This window comes from Salinispira pacifica, from assembly GCF_000507245.1.
In the GTDB taxonomy this organism is placed as follows: domain Bacteria; phylum Spirochaetota; class Spirochaetia; order DSM-27196; family Salinispiraceae; genus Salinispira; species Salinispira pacifica.
The window spans coordinates 3,393,822-3,416,954 of record NC_023035.1; the positions used below are offsets into that span (position 1 = coordinate 3,393,822).

At 49.0% G+C, this 23,133-nt stretch carries 24 protein-coding genes and 1 pseudogene; 14 read left to right on the forward strand and 11 right to left on the reverse strand.

Going from position 1 to position 23,133, the window contains the following annotated elements:
- Positions 1-5: 5 nt before the first annotated feature.
- The 6 genes from L21SP2_RS14800 to L21SP2_RS14825 form a co-directional block, all read right to left on the reverse strand.
- Positions 6-626 carry a NeuD/PglB/VioB family sugar acetyltransferase gene (locus L21SP2_RS14800; RefSeq protein WP_024269386.1) on the reverse strand — a complete coding sequence of 207 codons (621 nt, stop codon included), beginning with the start codon at positions 624-626 and terminating at the stop codon, positions 6-8.
- Positions 623-1,774 carry a LegC family aminotransferase gene (locus L21SP2_RS14805; RefSeq protein ID WP_024269387.1) on the reverse strand — a complete coding sequence of 384 codons (1,152 nt, stop codon included), beginning with the start codon at positions 1,772-1,774 and terminating at the stop codon, positions 623-625. The genes L21SP2_RS14800 and L21SP2_RS14805 overlap by 4 nt, the downstream gene beginning before the upstream one ends.
- Positions 1,774-2,961, reverse strand: a complete 1,188-nt coding sequence (locus tag L21SP2_RS14810) for a UDP-N-acetylglucosamine 4,6-dehydratase (RefSeq protein WP_244437932.1) — start codon at positions 2,959-2,961, stop codon at positions 1,774-1,776. The genes L21SP2_RS14805 and L21SP2_RS14810 overlap by 1 nt, the downstream gene beginning before the upstream one ends.
- A gap of 35 nt (positions 2,962-2,996) precedes the next feature.
- The gene (locus L21SP2_RS14815; RefSeq protein WP_041401686.1) at positions 2,997-4,328 is read right to left on the reverse strand and encodes a UDP-glucose dehydrogenase family protein; all 1,332 of its coding nucleotides are present in this window, start codon (positions 4,326-4,328) and stop codon (positions 2,997-2,999) included.
- A gap of 108 nt (positions 4,329-4,436) precedes the next feature.
- Positions 4,437-5,009, reverse strand: a complete 573-nt coding sequence (locus L21SP2_RS14820; RefSeq protein WP_024269390.1) for a winged helix-turn-helix transcriptional regulator — start codon at positions 5,007-5,009, stop codon at positions 4,437-4,439.
- A 41-nt stretch (positions 5,010-5,050) separates the two neighbouring features.
- Positions 5,051-5,791, reverse strand: a complete 741-nt coding sequence (locus L21SP2_RS14825) for a hypothetical protein (protein ID WP_024269391.1) — start codon at positions 5,789-5,791, stop codon at positions 5,051-5,053.
- A gap of 403 nt (positions 5,792-6,194) precedes the next feature.
- Between L21SP2_RS14825 and L21SP2_RS17625 the strand changes: the two genes are divergently transcribed.
- The 8 genes and pseudogenes from L21SP2_RS17625 to L21SP2_RS14875 all read left to right on the forward strand — a co-directional run bounded on the left by L21SP2_RS17625 (position 6,195) and on the right by L21SP2_RS14875 (position 13,814).
- Entirely contained in the window at positions 6,195-6,812 is a 618-nt protein-coding gene (locus L21SP2_RS17625; RefSeq protein WP_024269392.1) for a response regulator transcription factor, read from the forward strand.
- Positions 6,809-8,122: a GumC family protein gene (locus L21SP2_RS14835; RefSeq protein ID WP_024269393.1), complete on the forward strand. Its 1,314-nt coding sequence runs from the start codon at positions 6,809-6,811 to the stop codon at positions 8,120-8,122. Before L21SP2_RS17625 ends, L21SP2_RS14835 begins: the two co-directional genes overlap by 4 nt.
- Positions 8,123-8,137: 15 nt before the next feature.
- Entirely contained in the window at positions 8,138-9,349 is a 1,212-nt protein-coding gene (locus L21SP2_RS14840) for a polysaccharide biosynthesis/export family protein (protein ID WP_024269394.1), read from the forward strand.
- Positions 9,350-9,405: 56 nt separating this feature from the next.
- Positions 9,406-9,630, forward strand: a complete 225-nt coding sequence (locus L21SP2_RS14845) for a hypothetical protein (RefSeq protein WP_144083025.1) — start codon at positions 9,406-9,408, stop codon at positions 9,628-9,630.
- Positions 9,631-10,092: 462 nt separating this feature from the next.
- The gene (locus tag L21SP2_RS14855; RefSeq protein ID WP_041401687.1) at positions 10,093-10,956 is read left to right on the forward strand and encodes an Rpn family recombination-promoting nuclease/putative transposase; all 864 of its coding nucleotides are present in this window, start codon (positions 10,093-10,095) and stop codon (positions 10,954-10,956) included.
- A gap of 158 nt (positions 10,957-11,114) precedes the next feature.
- A pseudogene (locus tag L21SP2_RS18170) lies at positions 11,115-11,986 on the forward strand (Rpn family recombination-promoting nuclease/putative transposase).
- A gap of 130 nt (positions 11,987-12,116) precedes the next feature.
- A complete protein-coding gene (locus L21SP2_RS14870) occupies positions 12,117-12,992 on the forward strand; it encodes an Rpn family recombination-promoting nuclease/putative transposase (protein WP_041401691.1) in 876 nt (291 codons plus the stop codon).
- Between the two features lie 81 nt (positions 12,993-13,073).
- Positions 13,074-13,814 carry an Rpn family recombination-promoting nuclease/putative transposase gene (locus L21SP2_RS14875; protein WP_280113293.1) on the forward strand — a complete coding sequence of 247 codons (741 nt, stop codon included), beginning with the start codon at positions 13,074-13,076 and terminating at the stop codon, positions 13,812-13,814.
- A 162-nt stretch (positions 13,815-13,976) separates the two neighbouring features.
- On the opposite strand, the gene hepT is transcribed toward L21SP2_RS14875, so the two are convergent.
- Both hepT and mntA read right to left on the reverse strand, forming a co-directional pair.
- Entirely contained in the window at positions 13,977-14,390 is a 414-nt protein-coding gene (hepT, locus tag L21SP2_RS14880; protein WP_041401695.1) for a type VII toxin-antitoxin system HepT family RNase toxin, read from the reverse strand.
- Positions 14,380-14,859 (reverse strand): type VII toxin-antitoxin system MntA family adenylyltransferase antitoxin, encoded by a 480-nt coding sequence (gene mntA / locus L21SP2_RS14885; protein WP_144083026.1) that lies wholly within the window; start codon positions 14,857-14,859, stop codon positions 14,380-14,382. Before mntA ends, hepT begins: the two co-directional genes overlap by 11 nt.
- 113 nt (positions 14,860-14,972) lie before the next feature.
- Between mntA and L21SP2_RS19310 the strand changes: the two genes are divergently transcribed.
- The 6 genes from L21SP2_RS19310 (at position 14,973) to L21SP2_RS14910 (ending at position 18,614) form a co-directional block, all read left to right on the forward strand.
- Complete coding sequence (locus tag L21SP2_RS19310; protein ID WP_425277218.1) at positions 14,973-15,071, forward strand: helix-turn-helix domain-containing protein; 99 nt, start codon at positions 14,973-14,975, stop codon at positions 15,069-15,071.
- Positions 15,072-15,197: 126 nt separating this feature from the next.
- Entirely contained in the window at positions 15,198-15,491 is a 294-nt protein-coding gene (locus L21SP2_RS14890) for an Rpn family recombination-promoting nuclease/putative transposase (RefSeq protein ID WP_024269407.1), read from the forward strand.
- Positions 15,492-15,523: 32 nt separating this feature from the next.
- On the forward strand, positions 15,524-15,937 hold the full coding sequence (locus tag L21SP2_RS14895) for a hypothetical protein (protein WP_144083027.1): 414 nt from the start codon (positions 15,524-15,526) through the stop codon (positions 15,935-15,937).
- A gap of 219 nt (positions 15,938-16,156) precedes the next feature.
- On the forward strand, positions 16,157-17,737 hold the full coding sequence (locus L21SP2_RS14900; RefSeq protein ID WP_024269409.1) for a hypothetical protein: 1,581 nt from the start codon (positions 16,157-16,159) through the stop codon (positions 17,735-17,737).
- Between the two features lie 123 nt (positions 17,738-17,860).
- Positions 17,861-18,289, forward strand: a complete 429-nt coding sequence (locus L21SP2_RS14905; RefSeq protein ID WP_024269410.1) for a nucleotidyltransferase substrate binding protein — start codon at positions 17,861-17,863, stop codon at positions 18,287-18,289.
- A 22-nt stretch (positions 18,290-18,311) separates the two neighbouring features.
- Entirely contained in the window at positions 18,312-18,614 is a 303-nt protein-coding gene (locus L21SP2_RS14910; protein ID WP_244437977.1) for a nucleotidyltransferase domain-containing protein, read from the forward strand.
- A 24-nt stretch (positions 18,615-18,638) separates the two neighbouring features.
- Here L21SP2_RS14910 and L21SP2_RS14915 read toward each other — a convergent pair whose 3' ends face one another.
- From L21SP2_RS14915 to L21SP2_RS14925, 3 genes are read right to left on the reverse strand one after another with little or no spacing between them, the layout of a single operon-like run.
- The gene (locus L21SP2_RS14915) at positions 18,639-20,561 is read right to left on the reverse strand and encodes an amylo-alpha-1,6-glucosidase (protein WP_024269412.1); all 1,923 of its coding nucleotides are present in this window, start codon (positions 20,559-20,561) and stop codon (positions 18,639-18,641) included.
- Positions 20,562-20,564: 3 nt separating this feature from the next.
- Entirely contained in the window at positions 20,565-22,010 is a 1,446-nt protein-coding gene (locus L21SP2_RS14920) for a carbohydrate ABC transporter permease (RefSeq protein WP_024269413.1), read from the reverse strand.
- Positions 22,007-23,098: a carbohydrate ABC transporter permease gene (locus L21SP2_RS14925; RefSeq protein WP_041401698.1), complete on the reverse strand. Its 1,092-nt coding sequence runs from the start codon at positions 23,096-23,098 to the stop codon at positions 22,007-22,009. Before L21SP2_RS14925 ends, L21SP2_RS14920 begins: the two co-directional genes overlap by 4 nt.
- Positions 23,099-23,133 lie beyond the last annotated feature (35 nt).

Consider the following 23,133-nt stretch of genomic DNA (forward strand, 5'->3'; position numbering starts at 1 on the left):
ACAATCTATACCGATCGAACAACACCCGGTTTCGTAATGCTCTTCCTCACAACAGACCCGGCTGGAACAATGACACCTGAAGCTATATTGATCCCCTGGTACAGGGTAGCAGAGCTGCCCACGAAACATCGGTCATTAACCAACACATCACCATTCAGGATCGCAGCTGTTGATATATGTGTGAAACTTCCGACCTGAGAGTCATGCTCAAGAAGAGCCTGGGAGTTAATAATACAGTGAGCACCAACCTTCACCCCCACATGTACTACAGCTCCATGCATAATAATAGACCCCGCATTTACTTCGGCATGGGAAGATACATACGCATGCGGACTTACGATGATCGGAAAAGATGCGTTTAATTGGGCTGTCAGTTCAACCAATTTTACCCGTACAGCCGGACTCTTTATTTGACCGACAGTAATTAAACAATTCGTGGTGATCTTGGACAGAAGCTCAGGTATGTCTTCGTCTTCACCCAGGACAGGATACCCCAGAACATCACTTCCTTTCTCCAAGGCACCATCTACAATTCCGGCGATTTCATACTTCCCTTCGGTCTCAATAACATCTATACAGCTGCGGCAATGACCTCCACCACCGATGAGAAGAATTTTTTCTTTCATAGGACTACACTACTTGGAATATTCACAACCCTGTCTTCCAGCCATAATGAATTTTCCAGATTATCTGCCTGGGCGGCACTATTCATAGGCAGCTTGTTCTGCAAAACCCAAATAGGTCGTGTTTGAATACCGGCCTCGTTGGTAATTTTCAAAAATCTGTCCCGTTCATTTTTTGATTCAAGGACTACTGCATTGAGCCAGTTATTAACTGCTACACCTTGGCGAGGACTGAAGAACTCCAACCCTTTGAGTTCTGACAGGTTCTGACGATAGTATTCCGCAGTTTCTTTTTTATTCTTCAGAATTTCCGGCAACTTTTCCATTTGGGCGCAACCAAGAGCTGCATTCAAATTGGGCAAGCGGTAATTGTAGCCGATATCATCATGAAAGAATTCCCAGGATGACGGCACTTTTGCAGTGGTACTGAGATGCTTTGCTGTATTGCCCAATTCCTCATTGTTAGTGACAATCATCCCGCCACCGCCTGTGGTAATAGTTTTGTTGCCATTAAATGAAAAAACAGCAACTTCACCGAATGTCCCGGTATGCTGACCGTTATCATAAGATCCAAGCGATTCAGCGGCGTCTTCTACAACCGGAATACCCCATTCTTTACAAATTCCCACAATTTCGGTAATCCGGGCTGGATGCCCGAACGTATGCATTGGCATAACTGCAGAGACCTTTCTGCCGGTGGTTTTATTCTTAACAAACCCATCTTGTCGTATGCATTGGGCGGCAAGAAACTCTTCTAAGCTCTCAGGGGACATCCCCATGGTATCACGGTCAACATCCACAAACACAGGGTGAGCATGAGCGTAATGGATGGCATTGGTTGTGGCGACAAACGTCAGTGCCTGGGTAATTACCTCATCACCGACTTCCACACCCACCAAACGAAGTGCCAAATGCAAGCCATTCGTACCATTAACAACTGCCACAGCCTTTCTGGCACCTGTGAACTCTGCAACCATCTCTTCGAAACGATCAACATATTTACCTACAGAAGAAACAAATGTTGAATCAATACACTCATTGAGATACTTTTTTTCATTTCCAAGAAAAACAGGGGCATGGAGGGGGATAAAGCCTGACTTACCATGACGTCCACGAATTACATCAATCACGGCATCTGTATTTGCATTCATCACATCTTCCCATCTAGATATTTACCGGTTTCCTTGTGTGCAAATTCCGGCAGCAGTCTGGCAAACGCTTGTACGAGTTCTTCTTTGTTCCACTGCATTCGCTTTTTCATGGACTGTATATCTTCAAGAAACTGAGTCAGTTTCTCGGGCGATCGTGAATGCGGATTTTTAACAACACCCAATGTCGCAAAACGCTCAAGATCGACTTCTTCGTTTTCGGTAAAAAATTCTTCAAAATCTTTCTCACCGGTTGTATCACTTGATGAAAAATAGCAAGGCCACCTACCCTCAGCAGCAAGACGTTCAACGGAACTGCGTGCTTCATCTTCGGAAGTACACTCCACTGGTGTTAGTCGGCGAGATTTCAGGAACTTTTTGGCAATTTCAGAAAAGGTTACAAGGTGAAGCTCTTCGCTTAGTTTGGGGAAGAAAATTTCCCGGGTGTTACCGAAAATCGTGGACATGAGACATAACTGGCCGGCTTCCTTAAATGTAACAAAATAGCGGCGCACATCGTTTGGCGCTGAAATTGGCTGCATCTTCTCCAGCCGCTGCTTAAATCCATGCAGCAGGCTTCCATCTGAGAAGGCTACATTCGCAAAACGGGCTGTGGAAATATCAATTTGATCCGCATATTTAAACAGGTACTGCTCCATAATCCGTTTTGAAGCACCCATCATATTCACAGGATTTGCAGCCTTGTCAGTTGATACAGCAAAATATTTTTTCACGCCGGTCTCTATGGCCAGCTCAATCGTCTTGATTGAATTGAGAATGTTCACTTCAACCATTCTCATGAGCGTATATGGGTCGCGCTCACTGCGCACGTGTTTGAGCGCAGAAAGATTAAGCACATAATCAAAGCGTTCCTGGTTTCGAAAATACGCTTCAAATTCCCAGCTCCCGCAATCCAGAGCGAAGGTTCTGAAATCACCATCTATGTAGCCTATTGAGCTCCTGATGTCTCTGACCAACTCGACCAGATTATTTTCGCTGAGATCAACTACATGAAGTCGCTTGGGATTGCGTGAAAAGATCTCTTTTGTAACCGCCTGGCCGATAGATCCCGCACCTCCGATCACAAGGAATGAAGAATTCGAAACGCGCGACAAGAGGAACGTCTCATTGGCAACCACATCTTCCTCTAACAGTTCATTTGTGCGGCCTAATATAGAAAGGTTATTCATAATACATCTCTTTTAATCAAAATAATTCGAAGCTATCAGCGCCCGACACCTTGATATGTAAAGCCCCATTTTTGAGCTTCAGTGATATCAAGAAGATTCCGTGCATCCAGTATAAATTTGCTGCGAACAGTAGAAGCGATCTTCTCAAGATCCAAACTGCGGAACTCATTCCATTCTGTAAGAAGCATAACAGCATCGACTCCTTCAACCGCTGAATAGCAATCAGAAAAATACTGCACATTCGGGAATTCGACTTTAAAATTCTCAATAGCCTTTGGATCATATGCGTTGATTTCACCACCCAACTCGCTGAGTTTTTTTGCAACCAGCAACGCAGGGGATTCTCTGATATCATCCGTTTCCTGCTTGAATGCAAGGCCGAGAAGAGCCACTCGTTTTCCGGCAAAAGCCTGAGAGTCAGTATCTGATAAGTTCATGAGCTGAAGGAGCTTTGTAACCATCCGTTCCTTCTGATATGAATTCGATGAAACCACAGTCTTTATAATACTCATGTCCACACCAAATTGCTCACCGGTTTTAATTAGGGCCTGAGTGTCCTTTGGAAAGCAGCTCCCCCCGTAACCTGGCCCCGGATGGAGAAATTTCGGACTGATTCGTCCGTCCATACCCATGGTCTTTGCAATTTTATGAATATCCGCTCCAACAGTCTCTGCGAGATTGGCCATCTGATTAATAAATGCAATTTTGGTTGCAAGGAATGCATTTGACGCATACTTGATCAACTCGGCAGTCTCAAGATTACACCATACAAACGGTACAGATATAAGGTTGAGGGCGCGATAGACATCCACCAACACTTCTTTTGCCTTCTCATTCTCGTACCCTATTACAGTTCTGTCTGGGTGAAAGAAGTCCTGTACGGCCCTGCCTTCTCTCAGGAATTCAGGGTTGGAAACTACTGCAAAATCCCTCTCTGGATCCTTCCCTGACCGCTCCGCTATTCTGTCCCGAATAGCAGCGTTGGTACCCACAGGCACCGTGCTTTTCGTTACAACTACTGTAAACTCATTTAAGTTGTCGGCAACAGTATCTGCCACCTGATATACAAAGCTCAGATCTGCGGTGCCATCCGTATCCATGGGCGTACCCACGGCGATGAGGATTACTTCAGAAGAGCGGATACCTTCTGCAGCATTACTGGAAAAACGGAGACGGCCGGATTGTAAATTCCGGTGAAGGTACTCCTCAACTCCAGGCTCATATATCGGGCTTTTGCCTTTATTAAGCCGACGAACTTTCTCTTCATTAATATCAACACCTACTACTGTGTTACCGAAATCCGATAATCCCACAGCAGCTATTAAGCCGACATAGCCAGTGCCTACAACGCAAATGTTTTTACTCATTGATTTATCCTTATATAAAAATGTAGGGTCAAAATTATTCAGCTTTGTTAGTCTGCTGCAAGTTTTTCATCTTCTTGATACTCCCGAACAATCTGATTTCACACTTTGTCAGGTGGGCAATAAAAGATTTGACAAATACACATAATGAACTTCGCTGTATTGGATTCCCTCAGAAATATCTTTTCGTTCTGAAAAAAGTATCAAAGCGGAGTTTTTTGAATACTTTTCAGCGTCAACATCAAAACTCCGCACAAACACCAACCCATGCCTGTTCGCAGCATGCTCCACAATAAAATCAAGGTCGCTGTCGCCAACAAGAAGCACCCTGCTGCAGCCAGCTTCCTTGGCTTTGCGAACTTCCGCGTCTATTGCATCCTTCCAGCGCACCACATTGCCGATTGTCCGGCGAAGGTAGCGGTAGCTTCTGCGGGCAACTTCTTTGGTGCCTTCAGGAGTAAGGGCGTAGGACAGGTTCCGGCCGTTCACCTTATTTATAACCAGCCAGCCCTTGGCAGCCAGGCGCTTAATGATTGCGTTGGTCATCCCAACACTCATGTTCAGGGCCTTGGCAATATCCCGCTGGGAAGGTGCGGCCTTGGCCTGGGAGGACTCTTCATATTCATCGATGAGTTTGAGAGCCTGGTATTCGTTGTCGTCTATGTGGATAGTTTGATCTGACATTATCTCTTTTTGTTTTACAGTTGTTTCTATTTTTTTGCTTCTTACAGCTTACCAAAGTTCATACGACGCCCCAGGGTTACCCCCAGGCTTCCGTATTTGAAAAAGCCTTTCATATCGGCCTCAATATACCATTCGGAATTGACCGACATACTCAAATACACATTTATAAACGGCATAAGCGTCGCCCCCCGGCCGGCGCGCCGGGTAAACACAAAATCTTCAACCGCATAATCTGCTTCGGTTTCCGCATCGATTGTCGAAAGGATCTCATCGAAGCGATTGCTCTCTTCTGTAGTGAGTGCACACGATGAATCACCGGCAAAGCGGGTTGCAAAAACCCCGCCTCCCAAGCCTATCTGCATAACAGGAGTATGAATGGGCTCATTCCCACCGCGTCTCTCTGCAGACCCCGGAATAAGGGTATACAGACCTGAAACCCCCGCCTCAGCATACATGCCTGCGCGAAGTATCTGAGAGTCGGCAGAAAACTCACCGCCAAGATATTCGTCAGTATACAGATCCGGGTTCAACCGATACTCAACCACAGCATCGGAATACATTACAGCACCCAGGCTTCCCTCAGACACAAGAGCAAAGCGGGAAGACTGAGCAAGAGCAGCCCGTGCTCCCACAGACTCAATGACTGTTCCGGCAGCACTTACATCGCTGTTGAACTGAAGCGCTACAGGCAAAGCTTCAGCCCAAAGATTCATACCGGACAGAAGCAGCCCGGCAATAAGGGATGTAACACAAACCAGATTGAATCGGATACCAGACGTCATAGTGAACCTTCTTAGAATGTGTATAGAATCATTTGCCTGATTTTGAACATACAGCCCCGTGACCAAAAACCACTTCGGTGCATAAATTCTCTTGTGACTTGCAAACAGATACAGCTTCGCCGCCGCACCCTCAGTATCAGCCTGAAAAAAGGACTGAAAACCGGTCAGAATTCACAAATTACTACAGCTATGCACCGAAATGCGGCCGAAACACGCTCTTACGGCAGTATTTTTGTTCAATACGTGAACGATACAGCGAACTATATGGCATCATTGTGTGAAAATCAACATGTAGTATCAATTTTAGTAGAAAAAGCGGTGAATTACCCTGTCAGTCTTACTTAATAATTCCACAACTGCATCTACAGCTGATCAAAAGCAGAGGCTACAAAAGCATATATATATGATTTTGATCATAGACAGCCAGGACATTGTCCGCATGGGCATACAACACGAAATCCCGGATGAAGAAATTGTTTGTGTGAACACCTTAGCCGAAGCCGAACCTTACATGAACAGTGAAACCCTGCCCCGACTGGTGATCTGCGATGTGCACATCGCAGGTGAAAGCAGCTTCGACACAGCCGTACGCTTCTGCCGCCGGTCCTGCCCGGTCATCTTTTTTACCGCATCACAGGCTGCCCCCCACATTCTGGAGGCAAAAAACATGGGAGCTGCAGGATACATCCTCAAAACAGATTCTCCCGACCATCTGTTTAACCTCATCCGAAGTGCAGATTCACAGCAACAGTTTGTCCTCTCTCCCGGGGCGGAAAACCGGGCTGAAATGGAAAATCCGGATATCCACAGAATGGAAAACCTCACTCCCCGGGAACTGCAGATATTCAGACTTCTCACCGAAGGAAAAAACTACCGGGAAATCGGCGAACTGCTTTTTATAAGCCCCAAAACAGTAAATGTGCACAGACGCAACATATACAGCAAGCTGGGGGCACATAACTTCAGCGATCTGTTCAAAATTGCCCTGAGCACCGGAACAATAGAGGAACCTAAAGAATGAGCATGACAACAGTACAGGAACGTCAAAGTAACGATATTTGGTATACCCGGGAAGGAGGCAGCCCCATGAATAATGATTCCAGGGTCGCAGCCGGCAGTCAGTCAGCGGATGAAATCAGCCTTGTGGACCTCCTTTCGGTCCTCATCCGTAACAGAAAGCTGATCATTCTCTTACCTGCAATCATCGGGGTGCTTACACTCATAGTGTTACTCATATCAGCCAAACTTCCTCCTGAAGCCTCCTTTCTTCCAAACAGCTACGAAGCATCCGCCATCGTCATGATAGAGGAAGAACGTTCATCCTCCGGGATATCTGCCGCCCTGGCATCTTCCGGCCTGGGAAACCTTGCCGGACTTGCAGGAATTCAAGGCTCAGGAGGCAGAAACTACGGCAGCCTGGCGGTTGAAATTACCAACATGAACAGCTATCTGGACTCCCTCGCCCTGCGTCACAATCTCGCTGCAGAGTTCAGTGAAAGTGACCACCCCCGGCATGCTGCCCGTTCATTTATCCGCTCCGGGCTGAACACCCAATTTGACAGTTCAACAGGGTTTCTCAGCGTTTCATTCAGCCATACAGACCCCGTCTTCTCCGCCGAACTAGTGAACTCGGCGGTTGCGGAACTGAAACTCTACTTCCAGGAAATGGGAATAGATCAAAACCGGGAGCAGCAAACCCTTCTGGAACAGAAAATTGCTGAGGTGCAGGGGGAACTTGAAGACCTCGAAAACCGCATTCAGGAATTCCAGCGTAACTACGGGGTACTGTCGGCAGAAACACTTGTAACAGAACAGCTTTCCACCATAGGAAGAATCCGCTCCGAGCTGATATTAAAAGATATGGAAATCCGCACCTACCGGGATATGGTAAGCGTGGAAGATCCCCAGCTGCAGCAGCTTCAGGCGGAACGCAACAACTTAAGCGCCCTCCTTGATGAAATGGAAGGGGGCTACAGCGAATTTGAATCTGTTCTTCCCAGTCAGCAGGACATCCCCGAAATTGCCATGGAATACCAGAAACTCAAGCGGGAGATGGTGGTACAGGAAGAAATCTACACCCGCCTGGTCACACAGTATGAAAGCAGCAAACTCTTTAATTCCTCTGAAGAAGATATATTCAAAATCATGGAGTATGCAGAAACACCCATATCGCCCACAGGTCCGGACCGGAAAATACTGCTCATCGTAGCCACCCTTGCTGCAGGCTTCATGGCGGTATTCATCGCCTTCATCCTGGAATACATCAGGAAAATCCGTGAAGACGATACAGAACAATCCAAGCTGAAAGAAGCCTGGAACCAGGGCAAATAACGAAGGAACATAGCCATGAAAGCAACACAATCCATATTCACAACAGCCATCTTCTTTCTATTCATATGCCTGGGCGGCATTGCCTTTGCACAGGACAGCCCCAATCCGGACCGGAGCGCTGCAGCTGAAGAGGCCACAGCGGACAACTCCCGAATCCAGCGGGCGGAAGTATCACCCCTCTACAGGGTAAGCCCCGGGGACGAATATCTTCTGTATGTGGGGAATCAGAACAACACCCAACTCCCCCTCAGCGTGGAAAGCGACTACAGTGTACGACTGGCCTTTCTGGGTACACTGGATGCAGCAGGACTGAGTTACGCCCAATTCCGGGAACAGGTGTATGCCCTGGTAAAAGAAAGCTACCCCCAAAGCATACCAAGAATGAGAATACGCAACCTGGGCCGGTTTGAAGTATCCTTCTCAGGGGAACTCAGCAACGCCGGCACAACCCTGGCGGACGGACTCACCCCCCTGAGTGAAGTGCTGACTTCCAGACTCACCTCCTTTTCAGATACCAGAAATATCAGTATCCGCAGAAACGACGGCAGCAGTCTCACAGTGGACTACTTCATGTTCTCCCGTACTGGCGAAAGGAAACACAACCCCTATCTCCACTACGGGGACAGAATTGAAGTTGAACGTGCTCAACGCATCGTGCAAATTGACGGGCAGGTGTTCAGACCCGGGCGGTATGTGCTTACAGAAAAAGACAGTCTGACTGACATAATCCAGGAGTATGCCGACGGACTGCGGCACAACGCAGACAGAACCCAGATCAGCATCTTTCATCTCAACGGCTCATCTGAAACAGTGGATATACGCCGGGAAGAGAAGGATAACAATATCCATATAGATCATTTAAGCAGGATATTCGTGCCCCCAGCCCACAGCACCTCCCAATCCATGCAGCTTGAAGGTACAGCATCCATGGAAACCATCGGCTGGATACAAGTAACAGGGGATGTCCAAACCCCCGGAAAAATCCCATTCTCATCATGGAACCGCCCGGAACAGTACATCAACCAGGCAGGCCCCCAGGGCCGCTACCGCTACAGCGTCTATTCACAAAACGGGGAGAAAAAGAGTAACAGAGCCCCCCTGGCTCCCATGGATACCATCGTCGTTCAGCAGCGCCCCGCACAGTGGTTCATGAACTCCTGGCTGGCCCCCACAGTATCGTTAGCCACAGGAATTCTCACCCTCATCAGTATGATCCTCAACTTCTGAAAGGCCTGTTCTCGATTATGCTTAAATACCCGGTACTGTTTTATATTCAGACAGGAATGGCTGATACCGAAGAGATTAGGTTCAGCCTTCCGGACTTTGACTATGAACACCCCCAATCCTACCCCTGCCTGCAGCAGGCTTTGCAGGCGGCCCGGGAAAAACTCCAGGCTCTTGTGCAGGATATGCTGGAGCACAATCTTCATTTTCCGCCCCCGTCTCTTCTTAAGGATGTGAGAACCAAAGGAAGTATGGGGTCATATGTGGCTGCCGGGTATGACTGATTGTGTGTCCAGGGAGGGGTGATACTTGCCCCCACAGGCGGTTTTGTAATTCTACTGTTCAACCAGCTGTCCGGAAATATACTTATGCAAAACACTTTTCACGAATGCTTGATACCGCAATCCTTCACGTGCTGGCCGTTCTTTTATCTTTTCCAATTCAAACAGATCAATTCTGATATTCATCTTTTTTTCTTTTGGGATAAATTGCTTGGCAGCATGTTTTAGCTTCGCTTGATCATCCGCAGAAGGCTAGTAGGCATCTGCTTCATCCACATAATCAAACGCTTCCAACATTTGCTTATCTTCGTCATCTATATATTCAGGATTCATTACCTCTCTGCTCTTGAGAAAGCGGCACCCTGGCTTTCCTTGAAACAGGTAGCTACGATCTGGTATTTGCCCAGTACGATTCCAGCCCCACCGCTTATTTACTGCAGCACAGCCCTGCACTATAATACTCCTATGGAGAAACGCAGGCCGCTGAACCCCATGGCAGATGTGTTCGTACGCTACCTGCTGGGGTCGGAAAGCAATAAAGACATTCTCATCGATTTTCTCAACGCCGTATTCTCCCACAAAGGCCATGAGCTCGTTGTGGACCTGGAAATCAGAAACCCCTTTAATCTCACAACCATCCAGGAAAGCAAAGAAAGCATTCTGGATATAAAGGCAAAAGACCGCAATGGCCGCTGGATCAACGTGGAGGTTCAAGTCAGCCACGAACCAAGCTACGCCGCCCGCAGTCTCTACTACTGGGCTAAAAGCTACACAGACCAGCTATCCCGGGGCGACGTCTACTCGGATCTATCCCCATCTGTCTGCATCAATCTGCTGGATTTCACCCTCTTTCCGGAACTCTCCGACTTTCACAGCTGCTTCCAGATAACCGAAAAAGATCACAAAGAATACATTCTCACTGAACATCTGGAAATCCACTTCATCGAACTATCCAAACTTGATTTCACCGCCATACCCAATTTTGAAACTGCCATACTGCGCTGGTGTTATTATTTTAAAAACGAAGGAAACATACAGGAGGATACCATGCCCGTACTTCTCAAAGATAATCCCGCAATCGAAAAAGCCCACCATGTCTATGAAGATTTCACATCTGATGAGCAGCTCATGGACATGGCCGAAGCCCATGAAAAATGGGTAAAAGACGTAAACACCCGCCTCAAAACCGCACGGCAGCAGGGGCTTGAACAGGGGCTTGAGCAAGCCAGGATTGAGGATGCGAAAAAGATGCTGCAGGAAGGATTGGATATTGCTCTCATTTGCAGAATCACCGGCTTGAATGAAGATCAGATCAAAAAATTAACCTGACATCCTGCCCCCCCCCCCGGCAGCTAGCGCCAGGAAATCCGCAGCCGCTTGAGCTGGGGTGACCAGCCGACTGCTTCACTAGTGCCCCACCGCTTATTTACTGCAGCACAGCCCTGCACTATAATACTCCTATGGAGAAACGCAGGCCGCTGAACCCCATGGCAGATGTGTTCGTACGCTACCTGCTGGGGTCGGAAAGCAATAAAGACATTCTCATCGATTTTCTCAACGCCGTATTCTCCCACAAAGGTCATGAGCTCGTTGTGGATCTGGAAATCAGAAACCCCTTTAATCTCACAACCATCCAGGAGAGCAAAGAAAGCATTCTGGATATAAAGGCAAAAGACCGCAATGGCCGCTGGATCAACGTGGAGGTTCAAGTCAGCCACGAACCAAGCTACGCCGCCCGCAGTCTCTACTACTGGGCCAAAAGCTACACGGACCAGCTATCCCGGGCGACGTCTACTCGGATCTATCCCCATCTGTCTGCATCAATCTGCTGGATTTCACCCTCTTTCCGGAACTCTCCGACTTTCACAGCTGCTTCCAGATAACCGAAAAAGATCACAAAGAATACATTCTCACTGAACATCTGGAAATCCACTTCATCGAACTATCCAAACTTGATTTCACCGCCATACCCAATTTTGAAACTGCCATACTGCGCTGGTGTTATTATTTTAAAAACGAAGGAAACATACAGGAGGATACCATGCCCGTACTTCTCAAAGATAATCCCGCAATCGAAAAAGCCCACCATGTCTATGAAGATTTCACCTCTGATGAGCAGCTCATGGACATGGCCGAAGCCCATGAAAAATGGGTAAAAGATGTGAACACCCGCCTCAAAACCGCACGGCAGCAGGGGCTTGAACAGGGGCTGGAACAAGGACTTGAGCAAGGGCTTGAGCAGGGGCTTGAGCAAGCTAAAATTGAGGATGCGAAAAAGATGCTGCAAAAAGGATATCCCATCGTCGACATCGCAGAAATCACCGGCTTGAATGAAGATCAGATCAAAAAATTAACCTGACATCCTGCCCCCCCCCCGGCAGCTAGCGCCAGGAAATCCGCAGCCGCTTGAGCTGGGGTGACCAGCCGACTGCTTCACTAGTGCCCCACCGCTTATTTACTGCAGCACAGCCCTGCACTATAATACTCCTATGGAGAAACGCAGGCCGCTGAACCCCATGGCAGATGTGTTCGTACGCTACCTGCTGGGGTCGGAAAGCAATAAAGACATTCTCATCGATTTTCTCAACGCCGTATTCTCCCACAAAGGTCATGAGCTCGTTGTGGATCTGGAAATCAGAAACCCCTTTAATCTCACAACCATCCAGGAGAGCAAAGAAAGCATTCTGGATATAAAGGCAAAAGACCGCAATGGCCGCTGGATCAACGTGGAGGTTCAAGTCAGCCACGAACCAAGCTACGCCGCCCGCAGTCTCTACTACTGGGCCAAAAGCTACACGGACCAGCTATCCCGGGGCGACGTCTACTCGGATCTATCCCCATCTGTCTGCATCAATCTGCTGGATTTCACCCTCTTTCCGGAACTCTCCGACTTTCACAGCTGCTTCCAGATAACCGAAAAAGATCACAAAGAATACATTCTCACCGAACATCTGGAAATCCACTTCATCGAACTATCCAAACTTGATTTCACCGCCATACCCAATTTTGAAACTGCCATACTGCGCTGGTGTTATTATTTTAAAAACGAAGGAAACATACAGGAGGATACCATGCCCGTACTTCTCAAAGATAATCCCGCAATCGAAAAAGCCCACCATGTCTATGAAGATTTCACCTCTGATGAGCAGCTCATGGACATGGCCGAAGCCCATGAAAAATGGGTAAAAGACGTAAACACCCGCCTCAAAACCGCACGGCAGCAGGGGCTTGAACAGGGGCTTGAACAGGGGCTTGAGCAAGCTAAAATTGAGGATGCGAAAAAGATGCTGCAGGAAGGATTGGATATTGCTCTCATTTGCAGAATCACCGGCTTGAGTGAAGATCAGATCAAAAAATTAACCTGACATCCTGCCCCCCCCCCCGGCAGCTAGCGCCAGGAAATCCGCAGCCGCTTGAGCTGGGGTTACCAGCCGACTGCTTCACTAGTGCCCCACCGCTTATTTACTGCAGCACAGCCCTGCACTATAATACTCCTATGGAGAAACGCAGGCCGCTGGATCAACGTGGAGGTTCAAGTCAGCCACGAACCAAGCTACGCCGCCCGCAGTCTCTACTACTGGGCTAAAAGCTACACAGACCAGCTATCCCGGGGCGACGTCTACTCGGATCTATCCCCGTCGGTCTGCATCAATCTGCTGGATTTCACCCTCTTTCCGGAACTCTCCGACTTTCACAGCTGCTTCCAGATAACCGAAAAAGATCACAAAGAATACATTCTCACCGAACATCTGGAAATCCACTTCATCGAACTATCCAAACTTGATTTCACCGCCATACCCAATTTTGAAACTGCCATACTGCGCTGGTGTTATTATTTTAAAAACGAAGGAAACATACAGGAGGATACCATGCCCGTACTTCTCAAAGATAATCCCGCAATCGAAAAAGCCCACCATGTCTATGAAGATTTCACCTCTGATGAGCAGCTCATGGACATGGCCGAAGCCCATGAAAAATGGGTAAAAGACGTAAACACCCGCCTCAAAACCGCACGGCAGCAGGGGCTTGAGCAGGGGCTGGAACAAGGACTTGAGCAAGGGCTTGAGCAGGGGCTTGAGCAAGCTAAAATTGAGGATGCGAAAAAGATGCTGCAGGAGGGGCTGGAAATTGCTCTCATTAGCAAAATAACCGGGTTAAGTGAAGACCAAGTTCAGACACTGAAATGATGTTTCTACAGTACCGCACAGGTATTTTATCATAAAACCGACTATTCATTGGTAAAAGCATTTTTAATTTTTCCGAGATCCACATAAGTGAAGCATCCGCCGGCTCATTATACCTTTCCTTCTGTTTTACATAATGCAATACACCAGATAAGAACAACGACTTCACTCAACGACGGCTACAACACAGCGGGCGAACTCCCGGAAGTCGTCAAGATGCATGCTGATAATGGAGTAAAGAATTTGAACATCCATTTCCTGATACTCGTGAACGGCAATATTGCGAAATCCTACCGCCCGGCTTAATCTGCCGGCCAGGTCGACATCCAAAATACCGGCGGAGGCAAGGTCCGAGAACCCCGCACTCATGCTGGAGGGTGCCCGCAAGCCTCTGCTTACCAGAACGTGGGCTGAAATATCAACACATTGCTGCACCGCCCTCTCAATATTGAGGACAATAATGTCCTGGGCATCCAGATCGGTGGACAAGATTTCCGCATCCTCAGGCTTTTTTTCTTCAATCCGCCTGATACAGCGACGCAGGGACGCCAGCTTACTGAGTATGAGCTCAACGTTCATCTATCCAGTCCTTCACACTTTCCTTCTGCGCCTGTAACACAGACGGAAGAAGATTTTCCCGGTAATCCATCGCTTTTATGGCAAGACTGCTGCGAAGCATCACATCTTCCACAAGCACTTCACCGCCAATGGCTTCACATAAAATCAGACCTTCTGCGCTGAATAAATCGATTACATCCACGGTTCTAAAGAGAACAGCTTCAACAGCGGTTGCCAGATCGATCTTCCGTTCTATACTCATCTCACCGGAGTGCAGGGCGATGGCAATATCAATATCAGATTCCGGGGTCATTGTACCTTGAGAAGCAGAGCCGAACAGTAATGCCAAGCGGACATCTGTATCAGTTTTTAGAAATTCTTGTGCCCCACGGGCTATGTCGTTCATATCGCTCCCCGCTGAAACAGCGCATTCCGTTTTACCGGTCTTTAATGGAAGTGTAGCATAGTTTCGACGGTTTTTTACATACACTCATACTTCAGGGGGTCGACAATATCCTTCAATTCCGGTGGATATTGTGATGGGATGCCGCACGGCAGCAGGGGCTTGAACAGGGTCTGGAACAAGGACTTGAGCAAGCTAAAATTGAGGATGCGAAAAAGATGCTGCAAAAAGGATATCCCATCGTCGACATCGCAGAAATCACCGGTTTGAGTGAAGAACAGATCAAGAAATTAACCTGACATCCTGCCCCCCGGCAGCTAGCGTCAGGAAATCCGCAGCCGTTTGAGCTGGGGTTACCAGCCGACTGCTTCACTAGTGCCCCACCGGTTATTTACTGCAGCACAGCCCTGCACTATAATACTCCTATGGAGAAACGCAGCATCGTACTTCTCAAAGATAATCCCGCAATCGAAAAAGCCCACCATGTCTATGAAGATTTCACCTCTGATGAACAGCTCATGGACATGGCCGAGGCCCATGAAAAATGGGTAAAAGACGTAAACACCCGCCTCAAAACCGCACGGCAGCAGGGGCTTGAACAGGGGCTTGAGCAAGCTAAAATTGAAGATGCGAAAAAGATGCTGCAAAAAGGATATCCCATCGTCGACATCGCAGAAATCACCGGTTTGAGTGAAGAACAGATCAAGAAACTCGAATGAACTAACAACAGAAAAAGATGAAGGTTTGATATATGAATGAAATAGGAGCACGATACTCACACAAGATGTTGGATGAAATCCTTCCCCCGGCCTTTGATTATGCCCGGAGAAAGAGGATCGGAGAGGCCCGATTAAAGGAGCTGGATCAGTCATACCTGGCCGAAAATCAGGATGAAGAGAATCTCGATATGATGGCGGGAATGCTGGTGGCTGGCTCTCTGTTCACCTCAGCCAAGCTTGCGGGGGCATTTCTACGCAGTCAGGGTGATGAGCTCAGCGAAGAAGCCGGTAAAATGGCACGGATGTGGCGAAAGACGCCTTGGACCTATATGGCAGTTGATATTCTGGAGCGCATAGACGACAGTCCCTTTTTTCGCATGAAGGCCTTGGGTGGAAAGCCGAAAACCTTTGCCGCTGAAGAGGATTGGCCTGAGTTCACCCTGTAGTCCCCGGCGCTGAGGGAGCTTCATTCAGACGGGTACACCCGGTTCTTTTCCCTGTACTGGAGATCACAGGAGTGCTGGCACAGTTACGGGCCCATAATCCCCTTACCGCAACTTGAGAATAAGACCGATCTGCGCTACTACGCCGAAGTATCAACCCCCAACCGGAAACACAGCAGGATTATTGGTGCCCGCCAGACCCCGAATTCCGGGGATTACCCTTTGAGTGAGCGTGTTACTTCCAACCCAATCCCCTGGATACGCCTCATCGAAATATCCGGGATGCCGAAGGTGCGAAACCCCAGGTTCACCATAGGCATGTTTGCCTCTTACGCTGAGCATCCGGAAAACCCGGCGGATGAATCTTCCATTCAGAATGCGGCTGAGGAAATATCAGACTTAATTAATACGAGCAAATTCCTTGCCCGGCGGCGAATGCTTGATGATCCGAATGTGGGATTGGCAGCTGCCATATCAATCGAATCCCCCCACAGGCATGCGGATATGAGCTCGGTATACATCCACCAGGGAACAGTGTATCTCAAGAGTATCGCCCGGGAGAGCTATGATGAGATCAGGGAAGTGCTTGAACCGATTGTTCAGCTGCCCGAAGACCCCATGCTTGATGTGAGTTTCGGCTTATATACCTTTGCGGACGACTGGTATGCCGCCACCGACACGCTGCATCTGCTCATCGAAGCCTTCGATGACGAAATATTTGATGGTGATGAAGAAGACTTGGACGACGACGGGGGCTTTCCCGACGGGAACAAGCCTTCTGCAACCATGCCGGATTTCAATATCACCACAGATTTGGACACAATCAATGCCGTATCTGCAGAATTAATCACTGCCCGGAACGCCGGCGAAGAGCCGGATATCAACAGAATCATGAAGAACACCGGGGCCTCCCGCAGCAATGTTGAAGCCATACAGAAAATGATCGAGTATTCATTGTCCAACATGGGCGTTGATACTGATATCCCCGGACCCTTCGATTTACCCCCGGCGGCAGTTCATGCCCTCACAAGCCCTCCTCTGGAGGAAGCCGAGGGACTGCTTTCCCTGGATAATCTGGCACAACTTAAGCCTGCCGCATTCCAGAACGTGCCGATTATCCGGCTGTACAAAGCCCTCACGGAAGCGGAAGATCCAGGGGGCTTCATACCCGTCACAGCAGCAGGTTATATAAAACCGGCAATTGTGAAAAAACTGGCACAGATATTGCCCGACCAGCTTGGGTTCCTGGAACCGGAGGAGGTTAAAAAAGAATCGGACTGGTTCTGGCTGGAACGGATGCGAAACCTGCTCACCAGCGCGGATATTCTTCTGGTTGAATCCAAGGGGTTCAGACTTGCATTTACCGGGACGGATCCGGCCACGATAAAAGATATCTACCTGCGTACTCTCAGCGCCCTGTTCCGCCACCACCCCTGGGGAACTCACCCCCGCTTCAATTTTGAAGATGAAAGCTGGATTCACGGAACATCCGCCCTTCTTCTTTACGGGCTGAAATATCTTGCGGATAATGCCGCAGACCATAGAGTCTACGATTATGAGATGGCACCCCATCTGGCAAGATATGTGCCCGAGTACCGTGAAACGCTGCGGGACGATCCGGACCAAGACCCCCGCAAGTTCGATACCCCCGTGGGTTACCTCGGCTACCGGGTAATCAGCCTGTTTTTTCAACAGTTTTGCATCCCTTTGGGGCTGGCAGAGAGTATTGAAGTTGAACCCTTGAAGCCTAAACCTGTTGTTCCAACCCCCTTGCTGGATGCTCTGGTACGGCTGAGAACATGAAATTACTGAGTGGGGGGGCAGACTCTTTATGGAGTACTCTTTGTGTAGCACTCTCTGCCGCCCCGCCCAGGAGTCTTGCTGTTCCATACAATTACTACTACGATTGTACGTACAGGAATACATATGGAACAGGACGTTCGCTGGATTCAGCGCTTCAGTAATTATCAGAAAGCATTCAATCAGTTGAAATACGGTGTGGAGCTTGCTTCAGAACGAGAACTTAATCAACTGGAGAAACAGGGGCTCATTCAAAGCTTTGAGTTTGTACATGAGCTGGCCTGGAAGACACTAAAGAACTACCTTGAGAACAAAGGAATCATGGGTCTCATTGGTTCAAAAGACAGTACACGCCAAGCCTTCAGGGAGGGTCTCATCTCGGATGGTGAGGTGTGGATGGAGATGATCAAAGCCAGAAATCTCACATCTCACACATATGAGGAGAAAACTGCTCAAAAGATTTTTGATGCCATCATAGACAGCTTTTTTCCCGCATTCCGGGCTTTTGAAAAGAACTTCTCCCGCCTTGCCGAGACGGATGACAATGATGAATGAGTTCGGTTTATCAAATACTGTGATGACGAAGCTGGAAACAGTATTTCGCAGACATCCCGAAGTGGAATCAGTTCAGATCTACGGTTCCAGAGCCATGGGCAGCTACAGGGAAGGCTCGGACATTGACCTGGTTCTCAAGGGAGATATCTCAATACATCAGCTTTCAGATATAATTGACGAGATCGACGAACTTCTGCTTCCCTATATGTTCGATATATCAGTGTATGATCACATAGAAAATACCGGACTACTTGAGCATATCCACCGGGTGGGAAAACAATTTCTGCCTACTGAACACACATCCTCGATTTCAGCAAATCATTGATTGCGGGAGCAGGTGGAAAGGTATTCACTCTTCTGAATCCCTGGCCAGTAGCGGTTGCAGATACACCAGGGCGGCTGCATCCCAAGCCTGGGGCCGGCATGCCACCGGATAGGGTACCGGGGGCGAGCTGCCCCTGGGGTATCCGGCTATGAGTTCAGGCAGTCTTTTGTCGCTCTGACTGGAAGCAAGATCAAACAGGTCTCGAACCAGCTGACCTGCTTCTCTGCGATATCCGTAATTCCATAGCCCTTTGGCGATGAGTGCCGTATCATGAGGCCATACAGAGCCGTTATGATAACTCACCGGATTATACCGCATCTCGCCGGTTCCCAGCGTGCGGATGCCCCAGCCGCTGTACAGTTCGCTGCTCATGATGGTTGCAGCAAGTTCAGCAGCGCGGTGTCCGGAAACGATTCCGGACCAGAACAGTTGTCCGGCATTTGAGCTTTTTACCATCAACGGCTTGTGTTCTCCGTCCAGAGCCATGGCATAGCATTTCATCTCGTCATTCCAGAATGCGGCGTCGAAGCGTTTCTGAAGCTCTTCAGCCTTCCGGGTATACGTATCAGCTTCAGCTTCCATTCCCAGTTCATGATAAAATTTCGAGGCGGCGGAAAACGCACGATACGCATATCCCTGCACTTCCGCCGGCCGGATGTAACCTGAGGCCAGAGTTCCGTCGGAGTGGCTCATGGAATCATCCGAATCTTTCCAGCTCTGGACCACCAGACCTTTTCCGGGTTCTGCGCTGATATATTCCAGAAATCCATCGTTGTCCCGGTCACCATGCTCCAGCATCCAATCCAGGCAGGCTTCCCAGTTGGGCCGGAATGTTTTCAGCAGTGAATCGTCGCCGGTATATTCCCAGAGTTTCTCCAGAAGAATGATATAGAGGGGCGTAGCGTCAATGGTTCCGTAATACGGGTTGTGGGGAACAAGCTCCTTCTGTGCCAGCTCACCGAAACGGATTTCGTGCATAATTTTCCCAGGCTCTTCTCCCCGGAAATCGTTGTGTTCCGTTCCCTGATAATACCCCAGATATTCAAGCACTCCCCTGGCCACCCAGCTATGATGAGGGAGCAGCATATAGGCAGTCAAGAGACTGTCCCGGCCGAATGCTGCTACAAACCAGGGGATGCCCGCCGCCGGAATATCCCCCTGCTCGGATGAAAGCATAAGCGCACGGAGATCCTGTACAGCCTGTTCCAACACCACACGGTCCTGTCCGTATTTCAGAAGGGAAGCGGCAGGGAGGAATTCCTTCCTCCAGTCGTCATACGAAGGCAGGGGAGGTGTTTCCGCCTTCTTCATGCAGGGGTGTGTTAAGTCGATTTTCAACTCAAGGACCCGGGACCGGCCCGGCTCCAGGTTCACCTGCCAGCGCAGAACAGCCTCCAACACTCCGTCTTCCTGTTTTTCGGCTGATACTTCAGGGGCCGAATCCGGTTCGCAGAACCATTCAATCCGGGTCAGGTATTCATTACCGGGATCAGAATATTGAAACGTGATGTGCCCCTTGTCAAATTCCGGAGAGGACAAATCTCTTTTCTCACCGTAAAATCCCCTGGCCTCAAAAAGGTCGAGAAAGTCCGCTCCCAGAGAGAGAGTCAGCTCCAGCTGCCGGGGCTGAGTGTCCGTATTTTCCAGAGTGAATCGATCGCTGAGGGTTCCTTCCCTGAGATACAGCCGACGTTGAACGCCCAGAATCTGGCTGGGACCTTCAATGAGGGAATAATGAAAGACTCCCTGGTCGGGCCGGGAACTGTGGGCTACAAGGGTCTGAAATTCTTTCCGGCTCTCCGGTTCGCTGAAGCTCCAAATCATGTGCCGTAAAAAGCGGGTATCGTGGGAATACAATCCCTGTTCACCGGTATTGATATTTCCGTCTGCATCGGTAACGAGAAAGGTATAGTTCTCTTTCAGTACAATATTTCTGCTCAAATCCATGGGTTATCCTTTTGTGCCTCCAAACGAAACACCTTCCAGAAAGTATTTTTGAAATACAATAAATAAAATGACAACGGGAAGCGCACTCAACATGGCTCCGGCGAGTATCAGCCCCCAGTCTCCCGCAGCTCCGTAAATCTGGCGAAAACTCAGCAGACCGATGGGCAGGGTTTTGATTTCATCCGGACTGGTAAGAATAATGAACGACCAGAAAAACTCGTTCCAGGCTCCCTGGAAACTGAGTATGACCAGAGCGCCCAATGCCGGCCGGGCCATGGGGAACACCACTTTCCAATAGGTAGTCCACTCACCCGCACCGTCTATTCTGGCTGCTTCTTCGATCTGCCGGGGAAGGCCCTCAAAGTACTGCTTCATTAAAAAGACTTTGGCGGCCTCTATCATGGTGCCGGCGCCTCCGATGATCAGTCCCCATATGTTGTTTAACAGGGTGGGTGCGCCGAAGAGCCGGCTGATTCCCCAAATTCCATCCCGGAGCACCAGATAATTTGAAATAAAAATCACCTGGACGGGTACCATTTGAGCAACCAGAATCAGCATGAAAACAGCCCCCCGACCCTTGAAATTAAAGCGTGCCAGGGCATATCCAGCCATGGTAGCCAGCAGAAGATTGGTAATTACCCTCACGAATGCAAAGAAAAAGGAATTCCCGAACCAGTTTGCGAACAGACTGGTTCCGGTGGTAATACTTTTTGCCTCTTTGAATACCCGCTGATAGTTGCGGAAAATGTATCCCAGAGCGCCGGGGCTGATATTGTCAAAGCTGGCTACCCTCCCCCTGCGCTCTATACGGCTCGCCGTTATAGTACTGCCGGTATAGATCTGCCCTACGGGTACCGTGGCATCCAGCGGTACACGGTCGATTTTCGGACCGCTTCCCGCATAGCTTACTCTGAACACATACGTGGTCAGAAGACCTTCCACCTGTTCGCCCCGGACATCCCTGCCGGCCCGTATTTCATCAATTCTCTCAATGGGACTTACCGCGGCATAATCGGCAGCATAGGTTTCCTGAAAAACCGAGCCGAGCCCGGCTCCGGGCCGGCGTTTCGGTACGGTCACCTCGGGCTTCTGCGGATCCTGGCCAAGGGGAGTAAAATAGGTAATATCGAACTCAATCGTACGACCGGGTTTGAACCCGCCGAAAAAGGGGTTCCCGGCACCCTGCCGTCCCAGGCGGGCGCTTTGAACCCAATTCACCGGATTAAGCTGGGGGGACAGAAGTTTGGGAGGATATTCCAGCGGATCGGTCTTCAGACTGGATAGTGCGGCAAAAACCAGGGGAGAAAGAAATATGAGGGTAAGACCGATAAACAGTGCATATCCGATACCCGCATTCGCCCAGCGTCTGCGCCGTTGCCACATCTCCAGATTTCGTTGATTACCCGTTCCGTCCCCAGCGGACCACTTTCGTATTTCGCCGGATTTCATACATCACCTCGATCTTTTATCACAATTCTCTGAATCAGAACCGCAGTAAGGGTAAAGAGGGCAAGAAACATGGCTGCTGCCGATGCCAGCCCCACTTCCGGAAGCTGAGCTCCGGGAAACATTCTGTCGTACACAAAATATGCAAGGGTAATAACGGATTCCTGAGGAACCGCATCCCCGAAAATGGCCACCTGGTCGAACATCTGAAGGGTTCCGATCAGGCCCATGGTGGTTACCAGGAAAAGTACGGGTCGAATAGCCGGTACGGTTATAGAAAAAAACTGTCTGACCGGACCCGCGCCGTCTATGGAGGCAGCCTCATAATAGCTCACCGGCACATCCTGAAGTCCGGCAAGAAATATCAGCATAAGAGTGGGAATAGTCGTAAAGGTGTTTTGAATCATGATAGCAATGAGCGGAACCGGGACTCCAAGAACTGTCTGGCGGGTTTGAAGCCACACAAAGTCGATATCCACCGATGGCCCCGGATCAATAATTCCGGTCATTGTCCCAAGCACGGCAATTCCCGAAGCCAGAAAAAATGAGAGTACACCGGTGGGGGCATCAAAAAACCGTATGGGAAAGCCCTTTTTCCGCTCGATCAGCACAGTCAATGACTGGATAATGAAAAAGAAAAAAGCCAGAGTGAATAGTGAGGGTCCGAGGCTCAGAATGGTTCCGGCTATGTAATTTATAAACCCCCTGCGTTGAAAGAGCCAGAGAAATATGACAGTTATAACTACTGAACTTGCAATACTCGGCAGATAAAAGGCGGCCCTGAAAAATCCTATTCCTTTCATTTTTCTGTTCAGAATTGAAGCCAGTATAAGGGCCAGGATCGTCTGAACCGTGGTGACGATAAGAGAAAATGCTACGGTATTCCGGAGTGCATACAGGAAGTTGGCCTCCCGGAACAGGTCGGCATAGTTCTGAAGCCCCACAAAGGCGGCCTCATTGAACATATTGTAATCGGTAAAGCTGAAATACACTGCACGCACTGCCGCATATACAAAGAAGATTCCCTGGATAATTAAGAACGGCGCCAGAAAACTCCATGCAGCCATTACGCGCTTCTGTCGAAACGTCATATGCGCCTCCTGGGGATGGAAAAACGGGACCCGGC